Below are 16,293 nucleotides of genomic sequence, written 5' to 3'. Positions count from 1 at the left end.
GGACTGGGGCACGTCCGACGAGACCGCCTCGCTGCTCTCGGCGTTCTTCGTCGAGCTGCCGCTGGCCTGCTACCTGTTCTACGCCGCGATGCGGATAGTGCGGATGACCATCCGCTCAGCCCTCCTGATCGCCGGACACCCCGGCCCCCTCCCCAGTTTCCACAAGCTCTCCATCGGCGGGCTGAACGAACTGCTGAAGTCCGTCGACGCCGGCCGCGAGAAGCCCCGAGCCGATCATGTCGAGTAGCGCGACGGCGTCCCGGTCGGCGCTGCCGGGCATCGTGTAGTAGGCGATCATGCGCTGGCCGCCGGTGTTGGCCAGCTCCATGGCCTCGTAGTCCAGCGTCATCGGGCCGACGTCGGGGTGGTGGAACGCCTTCGTGCCCTGGCCGAGGTTCTGCACCTCGTAGCGCTCCCAGAGCCGGGCGAACTCCTTGCTCTTCACCACCAGCTCGCCGATCAGGCGCACCAGGTCCGGGTCGTCGGGATCGGCGCCGGCCCGGGCCCGCAGGTAGGCCACGGAGATCGGGACCAACTTGTCCCACTCCGGATACAGCTGCTTGGCGACCGGGCTCAGGAACAGGTAGCGGGTGATGTTGCGCTGCCGGCTCGGCCAGTCGGCCAGGCCCGGGAACAGCGCCACGCCGGCGGGGTTCGCGGCCAGCAGGTCGTTGGTGCGGCTGACGATGTAGACCGGGTTGGGGCGCAGCTGCTCCATCAGGATCAGCGCGCCCTGACGCACCGTGCGGGTGCGGGCCCGCCGCTGTTCGACCCGGCGGCCCGGCTGGGCGGCGATCGCGGTGAGGTCGCGCAGGTGCTGGTGCTCGTCGGGGTTCAGCCGCAGGATGCGGGCCAGCGCGTCGACCACGGCCGGGCTCGGGTTGGTCTCCTTGCCGCGCTCCAGGCGGGTGTAGTAGTCGACGCTGACGCCGGCCAGGATCGCGACCTCCTCGCGGCGCAAGCCCGGAGTCCGCCGGACGCCCGCGCTGGGCGGCAGGCCGACGTCCTCGGGCTGGACGGCCGCGCGCCGCGCCTTCAGGAAGATCCCCAACTCGCTGCCGTTCGTCATACTGCCAGCGTAGAGGCCGGGGGCGAGAAGTGAGGGGGTGTGTCGCACCCCGGCACCGCGCTCCCCGGCTCGGCGCGGTCTGTATGGTCGCGGCGCCGACCGCGAGGGTTACAGGCATGACAGCTCTCACCGCCACCCGGCCGCGGGCCGCCGGCACCGCCGCCACCGCATCTGTCGACATCGCATCTGTCGCCACCGCGCCCTCAGCTACCGCTGCCAGGCGCGTTCTGGCCGCCTCGGTCTTCGGCTTCTTCCTCGTCGGCCTCGACGCCATGGTGGTCAACGTGGCGCTCCCGGCGATCAACCGCAGCCTGGCCGGCGGGATGGCCGGCGCGCAGTGGGTGATAGACGGCTACACGCTCGCCTTCGCCGCGCTGATGCTCTCGGCGGGCGCGCTGAGCGACCGGATCGGCGCCAAGGCCGCCTACGGCCTCGGGCTGATCGGGTTCACGCTCTCCTCCGCGGCCTGCGGCCTGGCCCCGTCGCTGGGGCTGCTGGTCACCGCACGGCTGGTGCAGGGCGGCGCCGCCTCGCTGATGCTGCCGGCCTCGCTGGCCCTGGTGCGCCAGGCGTTCCCGGACCCGGCGAAGCGGAACCGGGCGATCGCGCTGTGGACGGCGGCGGGCTCGGCGGCGGCCGCCGCCGGACCGGTGGCCGGCGGCCTGATCACCGCCGCGGTGGACTGGCGCTGGATCTTCTTCCTGAACCTGCCGGCCGGGGCCGCGGCGCTGGTCCTGCTGGCCGGGACGCCCAAGCTGGTCCAGGCGAAGTCCGCGGTCGGCGCGCACTTCGACGTCATCGGCCTGGTCTCCTCGGTGGTGGCGCTGGCCGGGCTGACGTACGGCTTCATCGAGGGCGGCTCGAAGGGCTTCGGCACCACGCCGGTGCTGGCCTCGTTCGCGGCGGCCGGGCTCGCCTCGGTGGTCTTCGCGCTCGCCGAGTCCCGGCAGGCGCGGCCGATGGTGCCGCTGGCGCTGTTCAAGTCCCGCGCGATGTCGCTGACCGCGTTCGCCGGGTTCACCGTCAACGCCGCCTTCTACAGCGTGATCTTCCTGCTGAGCCTGTACTTCCAGCAGGTGGCACACAAGTCCTCGACCGTCACCGGCCTGCTGTTCGCGCCGATCACCGCGGTGGTGACGCTGGTGAACGTGACCGTCGCGGCGCGCATGGTGGCCAGGATCGGCGCCCGGCTGTCGATGACCGTGGGCCTGGTCGGCACCGCCGGCGCGATGCTCCTGCTGCTGGCCGTCCGGCCGGACCAGCCGGCCTGGCTGCTGGTGCTGCTGCTGATCCCGGTCTCCTTCGCCGGCGCCTTCGTGGTCCCGGCCCTGACCATCATGGTGATGGGAAGCGTCCCGGCCGAGCAGGCGGGCACCGCGGCCGGCATCGTGAACACCTCCCGGCAGGTCGGCGGCGCGCTGGCGGTGGCCGTGGCCGGGGCGCTGGTGGCCGGCGGCGACTTCGCGCACGGGATGCACGTGACGCTGATCGGGATCGCGGCGCTGCTGGCGGCCGCCGCGGTGGCGGTGCAGCTGCTGGCTCCGGGGCGGAAGCGGTAGGCGGTCGGACCGTTACCAATCCGTGGTGAGAGCACCGGAACCCGTCTTCCGGCGAGGGCGTCAAAGCCTCGCCGGAAGACGGGTTCTTTGTCGGGAGGAGAATCAGAATGCGGAGATGGGTGGCCAAGACTCTGACACTCGCACTGGCGGCCGGTGGGCTGCAGGCGGTCTGGGTGGCCGATCCGGCGTGGGCGTGCGGATGCGGGGCGATGATCCCGGGCTCCGGCGGCACGATGAGCGTCGCACGGGAGCAGGCGGTGGTCCGGTTCGACGGGACGACCGAGGACGTCGTCATGCGGTTCTCCACGCAGAGCAACGTCACAGACGCCGCGTGGGTGATGCCGGTGCCGGCTCCGGCCACGGCGAAGCTGGCGGACCAGGCCTTGTTCAGCGATCTGGACGGCGCCGAGGAGCCGGTCCCCGCCGTGCACCATTATTTCTGGCCGCATCTCGGGGGATCCTCCGGTGAGGACGGCGCGGTGGCCGGCGGCGCGATGACCGCCGCTCCCCCGCAGTCGGCGGTGCAGGTGCTCAGCGACCAGCGGATCGGCGAGTTCGAGGTCGCGAACCTGGCCTCGGCCGACCCGAAGGCGCTCGGCGACTGGCTGAACCAGCACGGCTTCACCCTGAAGGACAGCACCGCGACCCGGCTGGCCGCCTACACGAGCCAGGGCTGGAAGTTCGTCGCCGTGCGCCTGGCCACCGGCAGCACGGCGGATCTGAACGGCGTCCTGGACCCGATCAGCCTCTCGTTCCCGGCCAAGACCGCCGTCTACCCGATGCGGCTCTCGGCCGGCGCGGCGACGCCGCAGAACGTCGAGGTGTCCGTGCTGGCGCCGCACCGGATGGACGCCACGAGCTCGCCGATCGCCGACGAGCCGGCCGTGTCCAACTTCGGGGACTGGATCGAGCCGTCGAAAGTCGGACCAGTACTGGCCACCCTGGCAGCGGGCCGGATGTTCCTGACCGTGTTCGACGGCGACTACCAGCAGCCGTCGCAGATCACGCAGGACTACGCGTTCGCTCCGGCGGCCTCGGACTGGGTGCAGCACAGCACGTACGACCAGGAGGAACTGCTGACGTTCCTCGGGATCCCGGTGTACCTGATCGTGCTGCTGGTGCTCGCGGCCGGGGCGGTGCTGCTCGTGCGGTGGCGGTGGGTCAGCGCGCGTACTCGGTCGCCCGGGACTCCCGCACCACAGTGATCCGGATCTGCCCCGGGTAGGTCAGCTCCTCCTCGACCTGCTTGGCGATGTCCCGCGCGATGACCTGCGCCTGGATGTCGTCGACCGCGTCGGGCACGACCATCACCCGGATCTCGCGGCCGGCCTGCATGGCGAAGACCTTCTCCACGCCCTCCTGCTCGGCGGCGATCTGCTCCAGCCGCTCCAGGCGCTTGACGTAGGCCTCCAGCGACTCGCGGCGCGCGCCGGGGCGGCCGCCGCTGATGGCGTCGGCGGCCTGCGTCAGGACCGCCTCGACGGTGCGGACCTCGACCTCGTTGTGGTGCGCCTCGATGGCGTGCACGACGTCGTCGTGCTCGCCGTACTTGCGGGCGATCTCGGCGCCGATCAGCGCGTGGCTGCCCTCGACCTCGTGGGTCAGGGCCTTGCCGATGTCGTGCAGGACCGTGCAGCGCTTGAGGAGCACCGGGTCCAGCCGCAGCTCGGAGGCCATGATCGAGGCCAGGTGCGCGGACTCCACGAGGTGCTTGAGCACGTTCTGGCCGTAGGAGGTGCGGTAGCGGAGCTTGCCGAGCAGCGCGATGAGCTCGGGGTGCATGTCGGTGATGCCGAGCTCCATGAGCGCGTCCTCGCCGGCCCGCACGCACAGCGTCTCCACCTTGGCCTTGGAGCGCTCGTAGATCTCCTCGATGCGGTGCGGGTGGATCCGGCCGTCCAGGACCAGCTCTTCCAGGGTCAGCCGGCCGACCTCCCGGCGCACCGGGTCGAAGCAGGACAGCAGGACGGCCTCGGGCGAGTCGTCGATGATCAGGTTGACCCCGGTGATCGACTCGTAGGCGCGGATGTTCCGGCCCTCGCGGCCGATGATCCGGCCCTTCATGTCGTCGCTGGGCAGGTGCAGCACGCTGACCACGGACTCGGCGGTCTGCTCGCTGGCCACGCGCTGGATGGCCAGGGCCACGGTCTTGCGGGCGCGCTTGTCGCCCTCGTCCCGGGCCTCCTGCTCGATCTGCCGGATGAGCACCGCGGCCTCGCGCTTGGCCTGGTTCTCGATCGACTTCACGAGCTCGCTCTTGGCCTCAGCCGCGGACAGCGCGGCGGCCCGCTCCAGCACGGAGCGGCGCTCGTCCTCCAACATCGCCAGCTCGGCCTTCTTGCGCTCCAGCTCGACATCCGCGGCGGCCAGCTCGCGCTCCTTGTCGGCGGTCCGCCGCAGGTCGGCGTCCAGCCGCTCCTCGCGCTCGGCCTGCCGGGCCTCGCGGCGCTCCAGGTCCAGCCGCAGCTCACGGATGTCGTCCTTGAGCACGCGGGTCTCGGCCTCGGCCTCGTCGCGGATACGCCGGGCGCGGTCCATCTCGACGGTCGCGGCGGCGGCGGCCTGCTCCCGGATCTGCACGGCCTGGGCGTCGGCCTGCTTGCGCGCCTCGGCGGCCTCCCGGTGCACGGCGGCCAGATCACGCTGCGCGGCCACGACGGCGGCGGCGTGCTCGCCCTCCCGGGCCTGGGCCCGCTGGGCCAGCTCGGCGACCTGCTTGTCGAAGTCCTCGTACGCGCTCTTCTTGAGATTGTTGATCCGGCGTCCGGCGCCGACGTTCATGCCCACGAACAGGCCGACGCACGCCGCGACCACCGCTGCGATCGCGATCACCATGCCGACCATTAAGTTCGCTCCCAGCGCGCTTGAGTGATCCTTCGATGATCCCTCACTGAGTGCGAGGTTAGGGCGAGGTAACAATACGGTCAAGGAGGAGTGTGGTCGACAACCGTTGGTGTCGTCGGGAAAAGCGGATGAAAGCACTGGAAGGAGTGGTGTTCCGGCGAAGGGGTCACTGGAGGTGACGGCGCACGGTAGCCGAGGGATGGCGCAGGGGTGGCGCCGAGTTCAGTCGAACTCGGGCTCGCCGAGATCGACGTCCAGCCCCTCCTCTGCGAGCGCCTCCTTCACCACGCGGAAGGCGATCGAACCGGAGTACCCCTTGCGGGCGAGCATCCCGACCAGCCGCCGGGTGCGCACCTGCGGGTCCAGCCCCCGGGTGGCGCGCAGCCGGGAGTCGACAAGTCGGCGCGCGGTGACGGCTTCCTGGTCCTCGTCGAGCGTGGACAGCGCCTCGGCGGCGGTCTCGTCGTCGATGCCGCGCTTGCGCAGCTCGTAGCCGAGGGCCCGCTTGGCCAGGCCGCGCTCGGTGTGGCGGGAGCGGACGAAGGTCTCGGCGTAGCCGGCGTCGTCGAGCAGGTGCAGTTCCTCGAAGCGATCGAGCACCGCCTCGGCGATGTCGTCCGGGATCTCCTTCTTGCGCAGCTTGTCGGCCAGCTGCGACCGGGTCTGCATCTGCCGGCCCAGGTGGTACATCAGGATGTTCTTCGCGCGCTGTTCCAGCTTCTCGCGCGACTGCGGCGGCTTGGGCTTGTCGGCGTCGGCCGGATCGCGGTCTTTGCGGCGCGACGACCAGCCGCCGGAGGTTTTCTTGGCGGCGGTCTTCTTGGCAGCAGCTTTCTTGGCAGCGCTCTTCTTCGCCGACGCAGATCCGCCGCGCCGGTCGTCACCGAAGCCGCCCGAGGACCGGCGCTCCCGCTCCGGACGTTCCGACTTCTTCGGCACGGCGCCCCGGCCGCCGGCGCCATCGGCGAGCGACGCCCAACCACTCGGGCCCGCATCCGCACCGGGTTCCGCTGCTGCGGCCCAGCCGGGTGCCCCATCGTCGGAACCGCTCTGCTCAGCCCACGCCGAGCCGGCCTCACGCGCGCCCGAGTTCCCACCGGCGCCGGGTTCCGCGGTCGCGGCCCAGCCCGGCGCACCGTCGCCCGAGCCGGCCGGAGGCTGTTCGCCCTCGTCCGACCCCGCGTCGGCCAACCAGTCGGGACCGGCTCCCTCATCCTGGAACCGGCCCCAACCGGCACTCACCTACTACTCCTCCGCACCGGCCGTGGCGGCGGTCTTGCGCGCCCGCGTGGTCTTGGCCGGCTTGGCGGCGGCGTCCTCGGCCGGGGCCGCGCCGTCCGCGGCAGCGGCCACAGCCGCCGGCGCCGCGCTCGCCGCGGTGTCGGCCGGCTCGTCGACCTTCGGCCCGATGCCCAGCTTCTCCTTGATCAGCTTCTCCAGCCCGTCGGCGACGTCCGGGTTCTCCTTCAGGAACCGCCGGGCGTTCTCGCGCCCCTGGCCGAGCTGCCCCTCGGAGTACGTGAACCAGGCGCCCGCCTTCTTCACGAACCCGTGCTCGACGCCCATGTCGATCAGCGAGCCCTCGCGGGAGATGCCCTGGCCGAACACCACGTCGAACTCCGCCTGCTTGAAGGGCGGCGCGACCTTGTTCTTCACGACCTTGACGCGGGTGCGGTTCGCGACCGCCTCCGTGCCGTCCTTCAGCGTCTCGATGCGGCGGATGTCCAGGCGCACCGAGGCGTAGAACTTCAGCGCGCGGCCGCCGGTGGTGGTCTCCGGCGAGCCGAACATCACGCCGACCTTCTCACGCAGCTGGTTGATGAAGATCACGGTGGTGTTGGTCTGGCTGATCACACCGGTCAGCTTGCGCAGCGCCTGGCTCATCAGGCGGGCCTGCAGACCGACGTGCGAGTCACCCATCTCGCCCTCGATCTCGGCCTTGGGCACCAGGGCCGCGACCGAGTCGATGACGATAATGTCCAGCGCACCGGAGCGGATCAGGGTGTCGGCGATCTCCAGCGCCTGCTCGCCGGTGTCCGGCTGGGAGATCAGCAGCGCGTCGGTGTCGACGCCGATGTTCTTGGCGTACTCCGGGTCCAGCGCGTGCTCGGCGTCGATGAACGCGGCCTGCCCGCCGCCTCGCTGCGCGTTGGCGACCGCGTGCAGCGCGACCGTCGTCTTGCCGGAGGACTCCGGGCCGTAGATCTCCACGACCCGGCCGCGCGGCAGGCCGCCGATGCCCAGGGCCACGTCCAGGGCGATCGAGCCGGTGGGGATGATGTCGATCGGCTGCGCCGAGCGCGCGCCCAGCCGCATCACCGACCCCTTGCCGAAGTTGCGCTCGATCTGAGCGAGGGCGGCGTCGAGCGCCTTCTCGCGATCGGTGGTCGATGCCGCCATGGGTGCCTGCCTTAAGTTCCGGTACTTCACGTCTGACGGTCTTGAAGCTAGAGGACGCCACTGACAAAAACTGACTCGGCCGCGTCCACCGGTGCCTGACCGTCTCTCACGGTACCTGGGACGCCGCGTCTTCTTGCACCGAACGCCCCGGAATGTTGTCCGGCGCCACAGTCGGCCGCCTTACCGCCGTCACCACCACGAGCACTGCGACCGGCGCCAGCAACGCCACCGCCAGCCCGGCCAGCCAGGAGTACCCGAGCGTCCCGACCACCAGCCCGGCCAGCGCCGCGCCCGCGGCCGAAGAACCCTGCATCACGAAGTCGCTCGCCCCCTGCACCGACGGCCGCACCCGGTCCGGCGTCGACTCGGTGAGCAGCGTCGAACCGGCCACCACCCCGCAGGACCACCCGATCCCCAGCAGCAGCAACCCGACCACCATGTACGCCCGCGACCCCATCGGCGCCGACCCGACGACCAGGCACGCCGCGGTCAGGATCGCCAGCCCGGCGCCGAGCACGGGGATCCGCCCGATCCGGTCCACGGCGACCCCGACCAGCGGGGAGAACGCGTACATCCCGGTGATGTGTACGGACAACACGAGCCCGATCACCGTCACCGACATGCCGTCGGCGTTCATGTGCACCGGCGTCATCGACATCACCGACACCATGACGGTGTGCGAGACGGCCACCACCGCGATCGCCAGCACCGCGCGCGGCGACTCGGCGATGACCGCGAAGGACTGCTTGAGCGTCAGCCGCTTCGGCGCCGCGACGTCCTCCCCGCGCAGTTCCCGCGCCACCAGCAACGGATCGGGACGCAGCAGCAGGCCGAGCACGAGCCCCGCTCCGCAGAGCGCGAACCCCGACCACAGGAAGGCCCCGGCCAGCGGCGGCAGCCCGAGCGCCCGCGCCGTCCCCTCCGCCGGGTGCCCGAGGTTCGGGCCGAGGATGGACCCGACCGTCACCGCCCAGATCACCATGGACAGCGCCCGGCCCCGCCGCTCGGCCGGCGCCAGGTCGGTGCCGGCGTACCGGGCCTGGAGGTTGACCGCCGACGCCGAGCCGAACAGCGCCATCCCGCCGAGCAGGAGCGGATAGAAGTGCAGCCGCGCGGCCAGGATGATGACCAGGGTCCCCGCGACCGCGGCCCCGTACCCGAGAACCAGGCCGGGCCGCCGGCCGCGAGCCGCCATGACGCGCGAGAGCGGGATGGTCGCGAACGCCGCGCCGAGCGAGGAGAACGTGCCGGTCAGCCCGGCCAGCCCGGCGTTCCCGGTGATCTCCTTGGCCAGCAGCGTGGACAGCGAGAACCCGGTCGAGGAGCCGACGCCGCCGAGGATCTGGCTGCCGATCAGGACCCGGACGGTGCGCCGCTGGACCGCCGCCGCACGTCCGGCGAGGTCGGGCGGTACCGGCGATATTCGGGAGTCGACTGCGGTCACATGTGGAACGTAGCGGGGATCCTTACGCTGCCGGAAGTGTCGTTCCGGCTGGGAGGCTGACGATTCCGGCCGGCTGTCATCTAGCTCCGGTGCTCGTGGTCGGTCAGAACGTGGTCGCCGCCAGCGCTTCGTAGAAGGGGCGGGGGTCTGCGGCGAGCGAGCTCTTGACCGTCCGGCTCCACTCGTCCACGAGCACCTCCCAGGCGCCGGCCTCGACACCGTCCAGCGCGGCGCGCGCGACCTCGACCGGCGCGAGCTTCGCGCCGTCGAACCCGGCGGCCATGTCGGTGTCGGCCAAGCCCAGGTGCACGCCGGTGACCAGCGTGCCCTGCTCGGCCAGTTCGAGGCGGACGCTGTTCACCATCGCCCACGCCGCGGCCTTGGCGACGTGGTAGGCGTTGGCGCCGCCGGGATAGGCGAACCACGACATCGCCGACAGGACGTTCACCACCGCGCCGCCGCCGTTGCGCCCGAGCACCGGGGCGAACGCCCGGATCATCTGCAGGGACCCGAACAGATGGGTCTCCAGTTCCAGCCTGATCTGGTCCAGGTCCCCCGCCACCAGGTCCTGCCCGGTGCTGGTCCCCGCGTTGTTGACCAGCAGGGTGACGTCCGGTGCCTGTTCGGCGGCGCGACGCACGGCCGCGGGGTCGGTGATGTCCAGCGCGATGAGTTCGACGCGGTCCGTGTCGAGGCCGTCGAGGCTCATGGCCTCGGGCCGGCGCGCGGCAGCGTAGACCTTGGCGGCACCCCGGTCGAGCAGGTGCGCGGTGAAGGCGCGGCCGAGTCCGCGGTTGGCGCCGGTGACGAGTGCGATCGATCCGTTGATCTCCATGTCGGTTACGCTAAAACCTCACGTTGACGTGAGAGGCAAGTCGGGACTCGGATGGAGGCGGACCGATGCGGATCGGCGAACTGGCGACGCGGTCGGGCGTCAGCGTCCGCGCGCTGCGCTACTACGAAGAGCAGGGACTGCTGGTCCCGGAACGCAGCGCCTCGGGCCAGCGCCAGTACCCGGAAGCCGCGGTCGAGATGGTCCGCTTCTTCCAGCAGATGTACGCCGCCGGGCTGACCAGCAAGAACATCGCCGAGCTGCTGAGCTGCTACGACGTCGGCCACACCGATGCGCAGCAGCGCGGCATGCTGCGCGCCGAACGGGACCGGATCCGTGACCGGGTCGCGCAGCTCCAGGACGCGCTGCACCGGCTGGACGAGATCATCGCCGTCACCGACACCCACCCCTGACGCCTAGAAGTACGGAAGATCCCGATCCCGGGCGACAGCGCCCCAGATGTCCTTGACATCCACGCCGTCCCGCAGCGCCTCCATCACGGTACGCCCGCCGAGGTCGCTCATCACGTGATCGCGCGCGTACGAATCCGTGAGCGGCCCGAACACCTCGCGCATCCGCTCCCAGAAATCCTGAAGCCGCATCGTCCCTGACCGCATGGCCCCAAGTCTGTCAGACGGCCAAGGCACTATGGATCGTATGAAAACGTCCGCAGCCTTGACGCACTTCCACCCGGCCACCCAGGCCTGGTTCACGGCTGCGTTCGCCGAGCCCACGACCGCCCAGGCCGGAGCCTGGAACGCGCTCGCGGCCGAGAAGAACGCCCTGGTCGTGGCCCCGACCGGGTCCGGCAAGACGCTCGCGGCGTTCCTGGCCGCGCTGGACCGGCTGGCCTTCGGCCCGCCCCCGAGCGAGCCCAAGCGCCGCTGCCGGGTCGTGTACGTCTCGCCGCTGAAGGCGCTGGCCGTGGACGTGGAGCGCAACCTGCGCGCGCCGCTGGCCGGCCTGAAGCAGGCCGCCGCGCGCCTGGGCTTGCCCGAGCCGGAGGTCGACATCGCGGTACGCTCCGGCGACACCCCGGCCGACCAGCGGCGCAAGTTCATGACCAAGCCCTCGGACATCCTGATCACCACGCCCGAGTCGCTGTTCCTGATCCTCACCTCCGCCGCCCGCGAGTCGCTGCGCGGCGTCGAGACCGTGATCATCGACGAGGTGCACGCGGTCGCCGGGACCAAGCGCGGCTCGCACCTGGCCGTCTCCCTGGAGCGGCTGGACGCGCTGCTGGAGCGGCCGGCGCGGCGCATCGGCCTGTCGGCGACCGTGCGGCCGGCCGAGACCGTCGCGCAGTTCCTCGGCGGCCCGCATCCGGTCGAGGTGGTGGCCCCGAAGATCGTGAAGGCCTTCGACATCCGGGTGTCGGTGCCGGTCGAGGACATGGCGGCGCTGGACACCGACGACGGCGAGCTGGCCGCCGCCGACCAGACCGGCCGCCGCCAGGCCTCGGTGTGGCCGCACGTCGAGGCGGCCGTGGCCGACCTGATCGAGCGGCACCGCTCGACCATCGTCTTCACCAACTCCCGGCGGCTGGCCGAGCGGCTGACCGGCAAGCTGAACGAGGCGCACTGGGAGCGGGCCACCGGCGGCGTCGGCGGCGGTGGCCCCGACAGCTCCGAGCGTGACGCTCTCGACGACCCGCTGAGCACCCGGCAGATCCTCGCCGTCTCGACCCCCGCCGAAATGATGGCGCAGGCCGGGCAGGTCTCCGGCGCCCCGCCGGTACTGGCCCGCGCGCACCACGGCTCGGTCTCCAAGGAGCAGCGCGCCGACATCGAGGAGGCGCTGAAGGCCGGGACGCTCCCGGCCGTGGTCGCCACCTCCAGCCTGGAGCTGGGCATCGACATGGGCGCGGTGGACCTGGTGGTGCAGGTGGAGTCGCCGCCGTCGGTGGCCGCCGGGCTGCAGCGGGTCGGGCGCGCCGGGCACCAGGTCGGGGCGGTCTCGCGCGGCGTGATCTTCCCCAAGTACCGGGGCGACCTGGTGCAGTCGGCGGTGGTGGCCGAGCGGATGGCGTCGGGGTCCATCGAGTCGCTGAAGGTGGTGCGCAATCCGCTGGACGTGCTGGCGCAGCAGATCATCGCGATGGTCGCGGTCGAGGACTGGCTGACGGACGATCTCATCGCCCTGGTCCGCCGCGCGATGCCGTTCGCCGCATTGCCGGACTCCGCCTATGAATCAGTGCTCGATCTCCTGTCCGGGCGCTATCCCTCGGACGAGTTCGCGGAGCTGAAGCCGCGCATCGTCTGGGACCGGGTCGAGGGCAAGCTCTCGGCGCGTCCCGGCGCGCAGCGGCTGGCCGTCACCTCCGGCGGCACCATCCCGGACCGCGGCTACTTCGGGGTCTTCCTCACCGGCGCGAAGGAGGGCGCCAAGCGGGTCGGCGAGCTGGACGAGGAGATGGTCTACGAGTCGCGGGTCGGGGACGTGTTCACGCTGGGCTCGTCGTCCTGGCGGATCGAGGACATCACGCACGACCGGGTCCTGGTCTCCCCGGCGCCGGGGATGCCGGGCAAGCTGCCGTTCTGGCACGGCGACGCCCTCGGCCGGCCGCTGGAGCTGGGCCGCGCGCTCGGCGGGTTCCTGCGCGAGCTGGGCAAGGCCGAGGAGGCGACGTCCAGGACCCGGCTGAAGGAGTCCGGCCTGGACGACTGGGCCGCCGACAACCTGCTGTCCTACCTGCGCGAGCAGAAGCAGGCCACCGGCCGCGTCCCCGACGACCGCACCATCGTGGTCGAGCGCACGCGCGACGAGCTCGGCGACTGGAAGGTGCTGATCCACTCGCCGTTCGGCGCGCAGGTGCACGCGCCCTGGGCCCTGGCGATAGGCACCCGGCTGCGCGAGCGCTACGGTCTGGACGCGCAGGTGATGCACGCCGACGACGGCATCGTGCTGCGCCTGCCGGACACCGACGCGGCCGACCCGACCACCGAGAGCCTGGGACTGCTGTTCGCCTCGGACGAGATCGAGGAGATCGTCACCGGCGAGATCGGCGGCTCGGCGCTGTTCGCCTCGCGCTTCCGCGAGTGCGCCGGGCGCGCGCTGCTTCTGCCGCGCACGCGCCCGGGCAAGCGCACGCCGCTGTGGCAGCAGCGGCAGCGCTCGGCGCAGCTGCTGGCGGTGGCGGCGCGGCACGCGAGCTTCCCGATCGTGCTGGAGGCCGTGCGCGAGGTGCTGCAGGACGTGTACGACGTGCCGGGGCTGATCGAGCTGTGCCGGGACATCGAGGCGCGCAAGGTGCGGATCGTCGAGGTGGAGACGGCGCAGCCCTCGCCCTTCGCGCGCTCGCTGCTGTTCGGCTACATCGCGCAGTTCATGTACGAGGGCGACTCCCCGCTGGCCGAGCGCCGCGCCGCCGCGCTGTCGCTGGACCCGGCGCTGCTGGCCGAGCTACTGGGCCAGACCGGCCTGCGGGATCTGCTGGACCCGGACATCCTCATCGCCCTCGAAGAGGAGCTCCAGTACCTGACGCCGACGCGGCGCGCCCGCGACGCCGAGGACGCCGCCGACCTGCTGCGCCTGCTCGGGCCGCTGTCCACGGCGGAGGCTGCGGCGCGCGGCATCGAGGCGTCGTGGCTGGTGGAGCTGGAGGGCGCGCGCCGGGTCATCAGGGTCCGGATCGCCGGCGAGGAGCGCTGGGCCGCGATCGAGGACGCGGGGCGTCTCCAAGACGCCTTGGGCGTCCCGCTGCCTGTGGGCATCCCTGAGGCTTTCACCGCAGTGGTCGCCGACCCTTTGGGCGACTTGGTCGCCCGCTACGCGCGTACGCACGGCCCTTTCAGCGCCATCGAACCCGCGACCCGCTTCGGCATCCCGGCGCCCTCGGTGATCGCCGCCTTGGAACGCCTGGCGGCTACGGGCCGAGTCCTGTCCGGCGAGTTCCGTCCCGGCGGCAGCGGCACGGAGTGGTGCGACGCCGAAGTCCTGCGCCGGGTCCGCCGCCGCACGATGGCAGCGCTGCGCAAGGAAGCCGAGCCGGTCCCGCCTCGCACCCTCGCCATGCTCCTCCCGGCCTGGCAATCCGTCGGCCGCGCCGCGTCATCACCACTGCGCGGCACCGACGGCGTCCTGCGAGTCGTCGAACAACTGGCCGGCGCCGTGGTCCCCGCCTCCGCCCTGGAGCGCCTGATCCTGCCCTCGCGTGTCGCCGACTACTCGCCGACGATGCTCGACGAGCTGACCTCCTCCGGCGAGGTCGTCTGGGCCGGCGCGGGGTCGTTGGCCGGCGACGACGGCTGGGTAACCCTCTGCCCCGCAGAGCTGGCACCCCTTTTGCTTCCCGAACCCTCAGAGGCGCTGGACCCGGGCCCTGTCCACGAGGCGATCCTGGCGGCGCTCGGCGACGACGCGGCTTTGTTCCTGCGCGGGATCGTGGCCCGAGTCGGAGACGCCTTCCCCCCATCAGAAGTTTTGTCAGGACTCTGGGACCTGCTCTGGGCCGGCTACGTCACCAACGATACCCTCGCACCACTTCGCGGCCTCCTGAACTCGGGCAAGAGCGCCCACAAGGCACGCCGCCCCACCCCCCGCGGCCGCTATGCGCGCTTCGGCGTCGCAGCCGTGGCGGCCGACCAGAACGCCGCCGCCGCAGTGAACCCCTCCGGCGCCGGCCGCTGGTCGCGCCTGTCCCCCCGCATCGCCGACCCCACGCGCCGCGCCCACCTGCTCGGCGAGGTACTGATGGACCGCTACGGCGTGGTGACGCGCGGCTCGGTGATGGCCGAGCGCATCCCCGGCGGCTACGCAGGCGTGTACTCGGTGCTGTCGGCCTACGAGGAGGCGGGCCGCGCGCGCCGCGGCTACTTCGTCGAAGGCCTCGGCGCCGCCCAGTTCGCCGCCGAAGGCGCCGTCGACCGCCTCCGCTCCCTGGCCGCCTCACTGGAGGCGCTGGAGAACCGCGACCGCGAGGCGACCGGCGCCGCCATCGACGAGAGCGTCCACAAACTGATGGGCACCCCCCACGAATACACACCCCGCCGCCCCAAGAAAGAAACAGAACGCATCGGCGCCCTAGTCCTAGCCGCCACCGACCCCGCCAACGCCTACGGCGCAGCCCTCCCCTGGCCCACCCGCCCCGTCGCCGAAGACGGCGCCCCCACCACCGGCCACAAACCAGGCCGCAAAGCCGGCGCCCTAGTAGTCCTGGTAGACGGCGAACTGGTGCTGTACGTAGAACGCGGCGGCCGCACCCTCCTGTCCTGGACCGAGAACCTGACAACCCTCCAACCAGCAGTGGACGCCCTAGCACTGACAGTCCGCGACGGCTGGCTCGGCAAACTGACGGTCTCAAAGACCGACGGCGAAGACGTCCTCTACGCAGGCAAAAACTCAGCCCTAGCCCAAGCCCTAGCAGCCGCCGGCTTCCGCTCAACCCCCTCCGGCCTCCGCCTCCGCGCCTGACCCAACCCCCCACACGGCCGATCGAGTGACCCCCGGGAACAACACGCCGACACCTTTTCGTAGCTCCAAATAGGAGTCGTCGGGGAGCACGCAGAATCGCGAGCTGGGAAGGGCCAGGCCGGGCCCGGACCAGCAGGCAGCGGTCGGTTTGCTGGCTGGCTTCCAGTCCGCCGTGCGCCGCAGGTATGTGGCCGCGGCCGTGCTGGTGCCGGATATCGAGGCGAGTTTGTTCGTGCCGAGGGCGACGGCGGCGAGCAGGTTCGGGTACGCCAAAAGCAGCGTCGGCAACTGGATCAGGCCGCCGCCGCCCACGATCGCGTCGACTCCGCCGGCGCCCGCTGCGGCCCCGAGCAGCACCGCTCCGTGCGCCATGTCCATGGCCCCGGACCCTAGCGAGCGTGGATCACGTCGTGATCACGTCGCCGGTCGCCGCTCGCTCGCCCACGCGTCGGCCAGGTCGCCGCGTTTCGCCGACGCGCAACCTCGCGCACCGGGTAAGGTGGCACCGCCGAGTGGCGCGCACGTGCGGAGCAAAACGACCGCACGACCGCACGACCGCACGACCGCACGACCGCACAACACAACACCACGCGGCCACGCACGACAGCACCGCACCACGTGGCGACGCACGACAACGCCGCCCCGGCACGCACGACGGCACAACAGCACCACCGAGTGCGCGCGTGTATTCGGGGCACACGACAGCGCGAAGGCACGACAGCACCACCGCGCA

At 71.7% G+C, this 16,293-nt stretch carries 12 protein-coding genes; 4 read left to right on the top strand and 8 right to left on the bottom strand.

Annotated elements, in window-relative coordinates; all coding sequences use genetic code 11:
• Nucleotides 1-115 precede the first annotated feature (115 nt).
• Entirely contained in the window at nucleotides 116-1,069 is a 954-nt protein-coding gene (locus tag ABH935_RS44975) for a helix-turn-helix transcriptional regulator (RefSeq protein ID WP_370384134.1), read from the bottom strand.
• Between the two features lie 116 nt (nucleotides 1,070-1,185).
• Between ABH935_RS44975 and ABH935_RS44970 the strand changes: the two genes are divergently transcribed.
• Both ABH935_RS44970 and ABH935_RS44965 read left to right on the top strand, forming a co-directional pair.
• Complete coding sequence (locus ABH935_RS44970; RefSeq protein WP_370384133.1) at nucleotides 1,186-2,628, top strand: MFS transporter; 1,443 nt, start codon at nucleotides 1,186-1,188, stop codon at nucleotides 2,626-2,628.
• Between the two features lie 107 nt (nucleotides 2,629-2,735).
• On the top strand, nucleotides 2,736-3,833 hold the full coding sequence (locus ABH935_RS44965) for a DUF2330 domain-containing protein (protein WP_370384132.1): 1,098 nt from the start codon (nucleotides 2,736-2,738) through the stop codon (nucleotides 3,831-3,833).
• Here the strand turns inward: ABH935_RS44965 and rny are convergent.
• From rny to ABH935_RS44940, 5 genes are all read right to left on the bottom strand, one after another.
• Nucleotides 3,790-5,472, bottom strand: coding sequence for a ribonuclease Y (gene rny, locus ABH935_RS44960; RefSeq protein WP_370384131.1), 1,683 nt, complete (start codon nucleotides 5,470-5,472; stop codon nucleotides 3,790-3,792). The two genes, ABH935_RS44965 and rny, sit on opposite strands and share 44 nt — an antisense overlap.
• 222 nt (nucleotides 5,473-5,694) lie before the next feature.
• Entirely contained in the window at nucleotides 5,695-6,714 is a 1,020-nt protein-coding gene (locus ABH935_RS44955; protein ID WP_370384130.1) for a regulatory protein RecX, read from the bottom strand.
• 3 nt (nucleotides 6,715-6,717) lie between these two features.
• Nucleotides 6,718-7,872: a recombinase RecA gene (gene recA / locus ABH935_RS44950; protein WP_370384129.1), complete on the bottom strand. Its 1,155-nt coding sequence runs from the start codon at nucleotides 7,870-7,872 to the stop codon at nucleotides 6,718-6,720.
• A gap of 106 nt (nucleotides 7,873-7,978) precedes the next feature.
• Nucleotides 7,979-9,316 carry an MFS transporter gene (locus tag ABH935_RS44945; RefSeq protein WP_370384128.1) on the bottom strand — a complete coding sequence of 446 codons (1,338 nt, stop codon included), beginning with the start codon at nucleotides 9,314-9,316 and terminating at the stop codon, nucleotides 7,979-7,981.
• A 103-nt stretch (nucleotides 9,317-9,419) separates the two neighbouring features.
• Nucleotides 9,420-10,151 carry an SDR family oxidoreductase gene (locus ABH935_RS44940; RefSeq protein WP_370384127.1) on the bottom strand — a complete coding sequence of 244 codons (732 nt, stop codon included), beginning with the start codon at nucleotides 10,149-10,151 and terminating at the stop codon, nucleotides 9,420-9,422.
• A 65-nt stretch (nucleotides 10,152-10,216) separates the two neighbouring features.
• Between ABH935_RS44940 and ABH935_RS44935 the strand changes: the two genes are divergently transcribed.
• Nucleotides 10,217-10,561, top strand: coding sequence for a MerR family transcriptional regulator (locus ABH935_RS44935; protein WP_370384126.1), 345 nt, complete (start codon nucleotides 10,217-10,219; stop codon nucleotides 10,559-10,561).
• A 3-nt stretch (nucleotides 10,562-10,564) separates the two neighbouring features.
• On the opposite strand, the gene ABH935_RS44930 is transcribed toward ABH935_RS44935, so the two are convergent.
• The gene (locus tag ABH935_RS44930) at nucleotides 10,565-10,750 is read right to left on the bottom strand and encodes a DUF3046 domain-containing protein (protein ID WP_370349034.1); all 186 of its coding nucleotides are present in this window, start codon (nucleotides 10,748-10,750) and stop codon (nucleotides 10,565-10,567) included.
• A 46-nt stretch (nucleotides 10,751-10,796) separates the two neighbouring features.
• Here ABH935_RS44930 and ABH935_RS44925 point away from each other — a divergent pair, with 46 nt between their 5' ends.
• Nucleotides 10,797-15,560 (top strand): ATP-dependent helicase, encoded by a 4,764-nt coding sequence (locus tag ABH935_RS44925; RefSeq protein ID WP_370384125.1) that lies wholly within the window; start codon nucleotides 10,797-10,799, stop codon nucleotides 15,558-15,560.
• Here the strand turns inward: ABH935_RS44925 and ABH935_RS44920 are convergent.
• Nucleotides 15,528-15,938: a TSUP family transporter gene (locus tag ABH935_RS44920; protein ID WP_370384124.1), complete on the bottom strand. Its 411-nt coding sequence runs from the start codon at nucleotides 15,936-15,938 to the stop codon at nucleotides 15,528-15,530. The two genes, ABH935_RS44925 and ABH935_RS44920, sit on opposite strands and share 33 nt — an antisense overlap.
• Nucleotides 15,939-16,293 lie beyond the last annotated feature (355 nt).

This window comes from Catenulispora sp. GAS73, from assembly GCF_041262085.1.
In the GTDB taxonomy this organism is placed as follows: Bacteria; Actinomycetota; Actinomycetes; order Streptomycetales; family Catenulisporaceae; genus Catenulispora.
Note: the sequence above shows the minus strand (reverse complement) of the source record. Positions and strands in the feature narration are given on the sequence as shown.

Excerpts from the sequence above, each read along its gene's own strand:
- ABH935_RS44975 (WP_370384134.1), bottom strand. The coding sequence starts at position 1,069 with ATGACGAACGGCAGCGAGTTGGGGATCTTCCTGAAGGCGCGGCGCGCG.
- rny (WP_370384131.1), bottom strand. The coding sequence starts at position 5,472 with ATGGTCGGCATGGTGATCGCGATCGCAGCGGTGGTCGCGGCGTGCGTC.
- ABH935_RS44935 (WP_370384126.1), top strand. The coding sequence starts at position 10,217 with ATGCGGATCGGCGAACTGGCGACGCGGTCGGGCGTCAGCGTCCGCGCG.
- ABH935_RS44940 (WP_370384127.1), bottom strand. The coding sequence starts at position 10,151 with ATGGAGATCAACGGATCGATCGCACTCGTCACCGGCGCCAACCGCGGA.
- recA (WP_370384129.1), bottom strand. The coding sequence starts at position 7,872 with ATGGCGGCATCGACCACCGATCGCGAGAAGGCGCTCGACGCCGCCCTC.
- ABH935_RS44925 (WP_370384125.1), top strand. The coding sequence starts at position 10,797 with ATGGATCGTATGAAAACGTCCGCAGCCTTGACGCACTTCCACCCGGCC.
- ABH935_RS44920 (WP_370384124.1), bottom strand. The coding sequence starts at position 15,938 with ATGGACATGGCGCACGGAGCGGTGCTGCTCGGGGCCGCAGCGGGCGCC.
- ABH935_RS44970 (WP_370384133.1), top strand. The coding sequence starts at position 1,186 with ATGACAGCTCTCACCGCCACCCGGCCGCGGGCCGCCGGCACCGCCGCC.
- ABH935_RS44965 (WP_370384132.1), top strand. The coding sequence starts at position 2,736 with ATGCGGAGATGGGTGGCCAAGACTCTGACACTCGCACTGGCGGCCGGT.
- ABH935_RS44930 (WP_370349034.1), bottom strand. The coding sequence starts at position 10,750 with ATGCGGCTTCAGGATTTCTGGGAGCGGATGCGCGAGGTGTTCGGGCCG.